Here is a 711-nt window from a genome sequence, read left to right as displayed (position 1 = left end):
TGTTCCGATTTCTACGTTTCTAACTTTTACTGGAATCATGGTATATCCTCCTTCATGTTTATACTAATAGTTTAGCATTTAACAAACATTTTTCAAATAGTAAAGAGTTTGAATATTAATAGAAAAAAGCAATTGATTATGGTAAAATGAACCCAGGAGGGATGATGATGACGTTACAACAACTATATTATTTTCAAATGATCGCAAAGCTGCAGCACTATAATAAAGCTGCAAAGGAACTTCATGTGGCACAGCCAAGTTTGAGTAAGTCTATGGCTCTGCTGGAGGAAGAACTACAGGTACCATTATTTGAAAAGCAGGGGAGGAACATTATACTGACCAAGTATGGAAAGGTCTTTCAGGGATATGTCAATTCCATTTTAAATGAGATTGAGAGAGCCAAGAATGAGATGCAGAGCATGCTGGATCGCAGCAGCGGCCATATTAATGTGGCGTATATTTCTCCATTTGGCCATAATTATATACCTAAGATGGTTCAGAAGTTTTTGACTAGAGAGGAAAATAGCAATGTTACATTTTCGTTTCGTGAGGGATTTACCGGATCTATGATTCGCTCCATTCATGACAATGAAACGGATGTAGTGTTCGGTTCTTATGAAGAGAATGAACCAGAGCTTACTTTTTTCCCGATCATTCGGGAGAATTTGATTTTGATTGCAATTTCCATCTGTGGAGGTGCAATCAAAATCA

General features: G+C 37.0%; 1 protein-coding gene. It reads left to right on the top strand.

Features of this window, described 5'->3' with window-relative positions; all coding sequences use genetic code 11:
• Positions 1-167: 167 nt before the first annotated feature.
• On the top strand, positions 168-711 hold a 544-nt coding region (locus BHF69_RS13610), incomplete at its 3' end, for a LysR family transcriptional regulator (protein WP_158022589.1).

The organism is Anaerostipes sp. 992a, from assembly GCF_001940245.1.
In the GTDB taxonomy this organism is placed as follows: Bacteria; Bacillota; Clostridia; order Lachnospirales; family Lachnospiraceae; genus Fimousia.
Note: the sequence above shows the minus strand (reverse complement) of the source record. Positions and strands in the feature narration are given on the sequence as shown.